This is a genomic window from Pseudomonas avellanae BPIC 631 (assembly GCF_000444135.1).
Lineage (GTDB): Bacteria > Pseudomonadota > Gammaproteobacteria > Pseudomonadales > Pseudomonadaceae > Aquipseudomonas > Aquipseudomonas avellanae.
Genome location: NZ_ATDK01000366.1, coordinates 1 through 7,066, shown reverse-complemented (window position 1 = coordinate 7,066; position 7,066 = coordinate 1). Strand labels below are relative to the sequence as shown.

The 7,066-nt window shown below is 54.2% G+C and carries 9 protein-coding genes, 1 tRNA gene and 1 pseudogene; 6 read left to right on the top strand and 5 right to left on the bottom strand.

Annotated features, from left to right (window positions below):
* Positions 1 to 301: 301 nt before the first annotated feature.
* A tRNA-Cys gene (locus tag DW49_RS0121855) sits at positions 302 to 375 on the top strand.
* Between the two features lie 121 nt (positions 376 to 496).
* On the opposite strand, the gene DW49_RS0121850 is transcribed toward DW49_RS0121855, so the two are convergent.
* Positions 497 to 874 carry a YceK/YidQ family lipoprotein gene (locus DW49_RS0121850; RefSeq protein WP_024419736.1) on the bottom strand — a complete coding sequence of 126 codons (378 nt, stop codon included), beginning with the start codon at positions 872 to 874 and terminating at the stop codon, positions 497 to 499.
* 193 nt (positions 875 to 1,067) lie between these two features.
* On the opposite strand from DW49_RS0121850, the gene DW49_RS0121845 reads away from it, so the two are divergent.
* From DW49_RS0121845 to DW49_RS0121830, 4 genes are all read left to right on the top strand, one after another.
* Entirely contained in the window at positions 1,068 to 1,706 is a 639-nt protein-coding gene (locus DW49_RS0121845) for a cysteine hydrolase family protein (protein ID WP_024419737.1), read from the top strand.
* A gap of 225 nt (positions 1,707 to 1,931) precedes the next feature.
* Positions 1,932 to 2,945 carry an isopenicillin N synthase family dioxygenase gene (locus DW49_RS0121840; protein WP_005618364.1) on the top strand — a complete coding sequence of 338 codons (1,014 nt, stop codon included), beginning with the start codon at positions 1,932 to 1,934 and terminating at the stop codon, positions 2,943 to 2,945.
* A 1-nt stretch (position 2,946) separates the two neighbouring features.
* Positions 2,947 to 3,333 carry a VOC family protein gene (locus tag DW49_RS0121835; protein ID WP_005618362.1) on the top strand — a complete coding sequence of 129 codons (387 nt, stop codon included), beginning with the start codon at positions 2,947 to 2,949 and terminating at the stop codon, positions 3,331 to 3,333.
* Positions 3,334 to 3,487: 154 nt separating this feature from the next.
* Positions 3,488 to 4,147, top strand: coding sequence for a lytic polysaccharide monooxygenase auxiliary activity family 9 protein (locus DW49_RS0121830; RefSeq protein ID WP_005618360.1), 660 nt, complete (start codon positions 3,488 to 3,490; stop codon positions 4,145 to 4,147).
* Positions 4,148 to 4,641: 494 nt separating this feature from the next.
* Here the strand turns inward: DW49_RS0121830 and DW49_RS0121825 are convergent, their stop codons facing one another.
* The 3 genes from DW49_RS0121825 to DW49_RS0121815 all read right to left on the bottom strand — a co-directional run bounded on the left by DW49_RS0121825 (position 4,642) and on the right by DW49_RS0121815 (position 6,434).
* Positions 4,642 to 5,676, bottom strand: a complete 1,035-nt coding sequence (locus tag DW49_RS0121825) for a site-specific integrase (protein WP_005618358.1) — start codon at positions 5,674 to 5,676, stop codon at positions 4,642 to 4,644.
* Positions 5,677 to 5,892 (bottom strand): DUF4224 domain-containing protein, encoded by a 216-nt coding sequence (locus DW49_RS0121820; protein ID WP_024421392.1) that lies wholly within the window; start codon positions 5,890 to 5,892, stop codon positions 5,677 to 5,679. It abuts the gene before it with no gap.
* Between the two features lie 80 nt (positions 5,893 to 5,972).
* Positions 5,973 to 6,434 carry a hypothetical protein gene (locus DW49_RS0121815; protein ID WP_005618356.1) on the bottom strand — a complete coding sequence of 154 codons (462 nt, stop codon included), beginning with the start codon at positions 6,432 to 6,434 and terminating at the stop codon, positions 5,973 to 5,975.
* A gap of 123 nt (positions 6,435 to 6,557) precedes the next feature.
* Here DW49_RS0121815 and DW49_RS0121810 point away from each other — a divergent pair, with 123 nt between their 5' ends.
* Complete coding sequence (locus DW49_RS0121810) at positions 6,558 to 6,770, top strand: hypothetical protein (protein ID WP_024421391.1); 213 nt, start codon at positions 6,558 to 6,560, stop codon at positions 6,768 to 6,770.
* A 2-nt stretch (positions 6,771 to 6,772) separates the two neighbouring features.
* On the opposite strand, the pseudogene DW49_RS1000000133185 reads toward DW49_RS0121810, so the two are convergent.
* Positions 6,773 to 7,066: pseudogene (locus tag DW49_RS1000000133185) on the bottom strand (hypothetical protein); the annotation flags it as partial.

Below are 7,066 nucleotides of genomic sequence, written 5' to 3'. Positions count from 1 at the left end.
TTTTCGAAATAAGTTACCCATAACCTGCAAGCTAAGCTATTGATAAGATTTGAATTTTCCGTTAGTTGGTGGCTGATTTTTTCGAAAACAGTACACTAGGCTCAAGCGTCTGCCGCTGGCCCGGTGAATTATTTTCACCCTGTTCTTGACATGGCCTGCGAACCAGTAGAGAATTGCGTCCATTCCTGAACGCGGAATTGAAAAAAACCCTTATGATTCAATGGGTTGGAAGCCAAAGAAATACTGGTTTCCCATGCAGTTCACCCACGTTTGATGTTGCGGTAAAGCATCTTACGTATGAGGCCGAGTAGCAAAATGGTTATGCAGCGGATTGCAAATCCGCCTACGCCGGTTCGATTCCGACCTCGGCCTCCACTATTTGAAAGCCCCGCAGGCTAACGTTTGCGGGGTTTTTTATTGTGGGCGGGAAAGTGAGGAGTTCCGGAACTTTTAGGGATGGAGTTCCGAAACCACGGCTACCGCTATTCTCAAGCGGCTACTTAAAGCGACTCGCATTAATATAGCCATACTCATTCTGCTGATAAATCGTCCAGGGCAGCAGCAGTGTGTCCGCGATTCCGGATACACCCATGTCGACCAGAACCCATGCAGGATCGTTGTGCGCCTGATACGCACTGCTCGGTTGAGGCTCAGCGTGCAGCTCACAGAAGTCGAGCATAACCCCGCTATACACTCGCGGTATCGAGGAGCAATTTGATTTCCAGTGCGTGAGTTTTCCCCCGGCGACGGAATCGGGCCTGAACGTTGTGTTGATTGTTCCGCATCCCGTCAAAGCAAGCGTGAGCAATAGCAGGCATTGAATTTTCAGATGAGGCAAACCTGACTCTTTTTGCGTTACGAAACCTGGCTTCATGACTACGTTCCTTGTGTTTTCAATGCAATTGGGACGGCAGAGCGAGCGCGCGAGGCACATGCCCGTCGGTGTTGCATGATCGCCGTAGGTGTTCAATGGATGGTTGTTTCGCCGGGAATTGATCTGTCACATGCAGCACGATTATTGCTTGCCATGCCCAACCAACCTGTCAGGCATAACCGAGGTAAAACCGATGAGCAAGCCCCTTGTGCAGTGGCCAATCAACCCGCGCAGAACCGCAGTCATCGTCGTCGACATGCAAAAAGTCTTCTGCGAGCCCGCGGGTGCGCTGTATGTAAAAAATACCGCTGACATCATCCGGCCCATCCAGACGTTGCTGGACGCTGCGCGCGCTGCTCAAATGATGGTGGTCTATCTGCGCCATACAGTACGTGGCGATGGTTCAGATACCGGACGTATGCGTGACCTGTATCCGAACGTGGACCAGATTCTGGCGCGCCACGACCCTGATGTCGAAATCATTGATGCGCTTGTGCCCAAGTCGGGGGATGTGATCATCGACAAGCTGTTTTACAGCGGCTTCCACAACACCGACCTGGACACGGTATTACGTGCCAGAGACGTCGATACGATTATTGTTTGCGGGACGGTGACCAATGTGTGTTGTGAAACCACCATCAGGGATGGCGTGCACCGTGAATACAAGGTTATAGCGCTGAGTGACGCAAACGCGGCGATGGATTACCCGGACGTGGGCTTTGGCGCTGTTTCGGCCGAAGAGGTTCAGCGTATCTCGTTGACAACCATTGCCTACGAGTTTGGCGAGGTCACTGCCACGGCGGATGTTATCCGACGTATCGAAGGCGCATAGCGGCAGCGGTGTGAGTGTGCGCAGTTATGGCTCGTTTCCGGTGCTTACGCATTTAAACCATGCGCTCTGTTTCAGACCGTTTGATCTGATCACAACGCATGGTTTGGTTAACTCTTTGTATAGCTGGCAGATTTATCGGATGGCACAGTTTCTGCTCTTGCCTCGCTGACCTTCACCTTGCCGGTGAAACTTTTGTGCGTCGTGTCAGCGAGAGGAATCAGCCGTATGACTCTGCAATATGTGCCCATCATTAACCTGGCCCCTTATTTTTCAGGAGAACCGGACGGCAAGGCAGCCGTGGCGCAGGCAGTCAATCAGGCGTGCAAGGACATCGGATTTCTGGTGATCACCGAACACCAGATCCCCACAGAATTGATTGATCGAGTCTCGCGCCTGACCCGACAGTTCTTCGATCTGCCACTCGCAGAAAAGCGCAAGGTCGACCGCCCCAGTCCGGAAATGGTGCGTGGTTACAGTGCGGTGGCCGAGGAAAGCCTGTCGTATTCTCTCGAAGAAAGTGCGCCGGGCGATCTCAAGGAGTCCTTTTCCATCGGGCCGAGCGATGTACCGAATGAAGACTATTACCATAACGCTGAGGCAGGCCCGCACTTTGCGCCTAACGTCTGGCCGGCCAATGAGCGTGTCCCCGGATTTCAGGAAGCTTATCAAGCGTATTTCGACGCGATGAGTCAGTTGGCCCAGTCGTTGATGCGCCTGTTCGCATTGGCACTGGAGCTGGACGAGTGCTTTTTCGACGACAGGATTGATCGCCATATCAGCATGTTCCGCAGCCTCAGTTATCCGGACATCAAGACCGAAGTCGAGGCAGGGCAATTGCGCGCCAGTGCGCACACGGATTACGGCAGCCTGACCATCGTGCGCCCCGACAATGCGCTGGGTGGTTTGCAGGTGCGCAATCAGCAGGGCGAATGGGTCGATGTGCCCTATGTCGAGAACGGTTTTGTGGTCAATATCGGCGATCTGATGATGCAGTGGACCAACGACCAGTGGATTTCCACCCTGCACCGCGTGGTCAACCCGCCCATGACCAGTGAGCAGGACAACCGTCGGCAATCGCTGGTGTTCTTCCACCAGCCCAACTACGACACCTTGATCGAGTGCCTGCCAGGTTGTCTGCTGCCTGGCACCACGCCTCGTCATGCGCCGGTCACCTCGGGCGATCACTTGCTGGCCAAGTTCGTCAAGCAGACGACCTTCGGCGGCAGCAAGGTGGCCTGACATGAGCACACTTTCATACGTCAACGTGTTTGCGCAGGACATCGTCGCCCTGAGCAATTTCTACTCGAAGCTGTTCGGCTTCAGCGAAATAGAGGCGATCAGGTCGCCGATTTTTCGCGGGCTGGACACGGGCAAATCCTGCATCGGCTTCAATGCCCTCGATGCCTACGAATTGCTGGGCCTGGATGAGTTCACCGGCAGCACCGGATGCCGGTTTCTGCTCAACATTGACGTGGAGGAGCAATCCGAGGTGGACAGGCTGGTGCCGCAGGCGGTGGCGCTGGGTGCCAGGTTGATCAAAGAGCCGTATCTGACGTATTACAACTGGTATCAGGCGGTTTTGCTGGATCCTGAGGGCAATATATTCCGGATTAACTTTATGCTTTGAAAACAGTCGGTCTGGGAAAGGGGGAGGTATACGGCCTTATCAGAGTTTCGAGGATGATGTCTACTGTCTAAACTGTTAGGTCTTCTGCTGGAGAAAATGCGCTTCAATTAACGAACAGGCACGGTGTGCCTGCTTACTAGTTGAGGATATGGATATGAGTGATCTTGATACCCATCAAGCCCGGCACGGACGCGTTATCAGTCCCGCAACCCGTGGTTCACAATTAATGGAACTCGGGCTGCTTGGCGAGTGGCAAGACAATGAGCTGGAGGGAGGGAAAAACTTTCCACAGACTGCGGGAGGGCCGTTTCCTGGCTATCCGAGCGACACCGTAAGCAACGGGCCGCCAGCGGATGGTGTGATTCTGAGCGGAGGCAAAGTTGATGACGCTCGCAAGTATGTAAACTACACAGACGACGAACTCAGTGCCGAGCTCAAAATTCTCAAACCCGAAGCAAATGTGACGGGTTGGAGACGTCATAGTGTTGCAGCCGGTGCCGACTTCGAGGTTGAATGGAAATATGCCGCACCTCACGTCACGCGTGGCTATCTATGGTTCATCACCAAGGACGGCTGGGATGAAAATACTCGCATAACCCGCGCTCACCTTGAGTCAGAACCTTTTTACACGGATCTATACACCCAGGTGCCTTTCGACCAACACAAAGAGGAACTCAAGGCAAAAACAGCACTCACCGCTAAATTACCGTCCGGCAAACAAGGGCATCATGTCGTGGTTCTTTTGTGGATCATTGCCGATACGGGTGCCGCTTTTTACCAGACGTTTGATCTCGATTTCAAAGAGCAGGAATGATTTCCATGTGCCAGAAATTCGTGGCTTCTGCTAAGTTTTCCGGGTTTACGCTTTGTCATTCACGCTCGGATTAAACCCATTGTCGGACGACATTCGTATAAAAAAGTATATGCCCTTGATCTGAGGCAGGGTAACGTCTGAGCACATAACTCATCCGTCTGAAGTACCGATGACGTAGATTATCAATGATCAGTAAGGCGCGTTTGTCAGGACCGGTGGAAGGGTGTTTTCAGGAATTGCGGATCACGACAGTTTTGCGGGCCAGAAGCAAAAAAAAGGGCTTACTGAGCACATTGCCCGGTAAGCCCTTGATCTATAAGTGGTGCCCCGAGCCGGGGTCGAACCGGCACGTCCAAAGGACGAGGGATTTTAAGTCCGTAAATTTATCCTTTATAAACAGATAGTTAGAAATAATCCTGCACCGCATGACACGTTAAATACCTGCCTTGCAGCCCTTTAAATTCAAGGGGGTAAAAATAATTGCGGTGCAGAATTCACTTGGTTGGAGTGACCTTTTTCCCGATCCTTTTGCGGATGTAATTCTCGGTCATCACTACGGTGGTGTGCCCGAGCTGATCGCGAGCTTGAAGGATATCGCCGCTCGACTCAGCCTTATCCGTGCCAGCTTTCGCTCGCAGGTCTCGCATCTGAAATTCTCCCTTCTCCACACCGGCCGCCTCGCGTGCCGCGTCAAATCTTCCCCGCAACATACTGCTCGTCATGGGCTGGCCGTTATCCATAACGATCAGTCTGGAGGTGCGGATCCTGTGTCCTTCCTTTCTGGTCATAATGCGGTCAATGACCACCTTCAGCTCACCTGTAATTTCAATCCTCCTTTTTGCATTCGTCTTGCCTTGCTGAACCCATAGCCGGCCGTCGCGTATATCGCGCTCATCCATTTTCAGCGTGTCCGCGATCCGTTGCCCGGTCAGATAGAAAAGATCCAGCGCATCTCGTAGAGGTTGCTCCGCATGGCTGTAAACCAAGGCAAACATTTCGTCCTCGATGTAGTGATCTCGCCCGACCTCCTTGTGGCCCTTGACGCCCGCGCACGGGTTGGCCAGCGCCGTGTAGCCAGCGCTCCTCGCAAAATTCCATATAGCACTCAGTAGCGCCTTCTCCCGGTTTGCTCGGACAGGAGCCGACTTGCCTCGCTGGCGCAGGTACTGCACGACGTGTTGAGGTTCGATCGCTTCCAGCGGTGCTGGCGGATCGTCGAAGAACTTCAGAAGTTGCTTCAGCTCCCTGCCATTGTCTTTCTGTGTTGCCGGGCTTTTGGTGGGCACGACCTCAGCCATGTACTTTTCCGCGACATACGCGAAGGTCAGTACCTGCTGTACGAGAGCCGAGGATGTGCGGCTCTTTTCCAGCTTGGCGTACTCGACGATCGCCATGCCATAGTCAGAGCCCAGTGGGATTTCCTTTCGCGGTGAACCTCCGAGGTCATAGTAGTAATAGACGACCCCGCTGCGCTGTTTACGCTTTCTGAGGCGTGTGACGCTGTCGGGATTAATCGGCTTCCTTCCCATTTATCCCACCAGCCGTGGCTGCCATTTAGGTTTGCCTGAAGTCGTGGTGGTCACGGCTTCGCCAGTCAGCGCCGATGCTATGACGCACGGCCAACCACTTCTTTTGATCGTGTGCCGAATCCCGTTCCGCTTTAACACCGTTATTTGCCCGGCTTTCGTTTTGGCACCGGTTAGGGTGCATACCTCTTCGTGCGACAGAAAGTGAATTTCGTCCATAAGTAGCTCCTGCAGCCCGCTCAGGACCGCCATTGTTAGATATTGAAATGAGTGTGGGCCGCGCTGGGCGGCGGAAGGGGTTAAGTCGGTTTTTTCTGGCCCTGGCGTTTACGTGCGGCGCTCACCAGGGCTTTGGATGTTTTGGCGACTCCGTCCGCTACGTCTTCGGGTAGGATCGCGGTATTGCAGTGCGGGCAAAGCGGGGCCAGTTTTGTGCTGCGCCAGGCGTCGTCCATTACCTTGGCTGCCCGGCTACGGATCTGGAATTTTTCCGCCTCATCCAATTCGCTGCGGCGCCGCGCGAGGTTGTTCATTCCGGCGCTGAACACCTCGACCAACCCCAAAAACGCGTCAAAGGCCTCGACCTCCGCCTCGCAGTCGCTGCACCAGACGCGCCGCTCGTTGTGGTCGTAAACCAGTTTCTTGTGCTTGCAGGCTGATGCTGGCCGACGAGTCAGCCCGCGCGCTACCCGAAGGTCTTCGATCTGGACTACCTTGACGCCGTACAGGTAGTCCTGGGGCTCAATAGGTGCTTTGCTCATGCGCACATCTCCGCCCGCCGATCGCCGGCAGGCTCTGTAGGGAAGGGGATATCAGGCAGCTGCCTCTGATCACTGCTATGGTCCACGCAGCCAGCAGGAGCTGGGAGGCACCAAGGAGAGGTCATGGAATGCACCACAACGGCGGATGAGGTTTACGGCCCGCGCAATGCCAGGCTCGGCAGGCGGGCGGTGGACGGCAATATCTGGTCGGGCACCACGATGATTTTCAGAATCATTGATGACCGAGTCTACTCAATGCACGAGCAGTACTTGGGCAGGCTCAAGTACGGCATGGCGATGACTGACAGGGGAGAGCTGATTTTCATGGTGCGGTAGGTTCACAGCGTCACGCGCCTGAACTCGACTACCCAGACCCACGGGTTTGCGTTCCACGATTCAGCGCCGTTGATAGATGACCAGAGCCCGCTAAAAACAGATGCGCCTATCTTTTGTGCTTCCTCGTTATTCGCACCGAAGAGCCAGAACTGGCGAACTTCGCAGCCTTCCCGCTGGACCTGGGCGAGACTGATTGTTGGCGCTGATTGAAAACTGACCCACCCTGCCGATTGAAAATTGACCCAGGACGGATTGCTGATTTCTGTCCCAGCAATTGTGGATAAGCTTAGCAGCAG

Excerpts from the sequence above, each read along its gene's own strand:
- DW49_RS0121850 (WP_024419736.1), bottom strand. The coding sequence starts at position 874 with ATGAAGCCAGGTTTCGTAACGCAAAAAGAGTCAGGTTTGCCTCATCTG.
- DW49_RS0121845 (WP_024419737.1), top strand. The coding sequence starts at position 1,068 with ATGAGCAAGCCCCTTGTGCAGTGGCCAATCAACCCGCGCAGAACCGCA.
- DW49_RS0121840 (WP_005618364.1), top strand. The coding sequence starts at position 1,932 with ATGACTCTGCAATATGTGCCCATCATTAACCTGGCCCCTTATTTTTCA.
- DW49_RS0121835 (WP_005618362.1), top strand. The coding sequence starts at position 2,947 with ATGAGCACACTTTCATACGTCAACGTGTTTGCGCAGGACATCGTCGCC.
- DW49_RS0121830 (WP_005618360.1), top strand. The coding sequence starts at position 3,488 with ATGAGTGATCTTGATACCCATCAAGCCCGGCACGGACGCGTTATCAGT.
- DW49_RS0121825 (WP_005618358.1), bottom strand. The coding sequence starts at position 5,676 with ATGGGAAGGAAGCCGATTAATCCCGACAGCGTCACACGCCTCAGAAAG.
- DW49_RS0121820 (WP_024421392.1), bottom strand. The coding sequence starts at position 5,892 with ATGGACGAAATTCACTTTCTGTCGCACGAAGAGGTATGCACCCTAACC.
- DW49_RS0121815 (WP_005618356.1), bottom strand. The coding sequence starts at position 6,434 with ATGAGCAAAGCACCTATTGAGCCCCAGGACTACCTGTACGGCGTCAAG.
- DW49_RS0121810 (WP_024421391.1), top strand. The coding sequence starts at position 6,558 with ATGGAATGCACCACAACGGCGGATGAGGTTTACGGCCCGCGCAATGCC.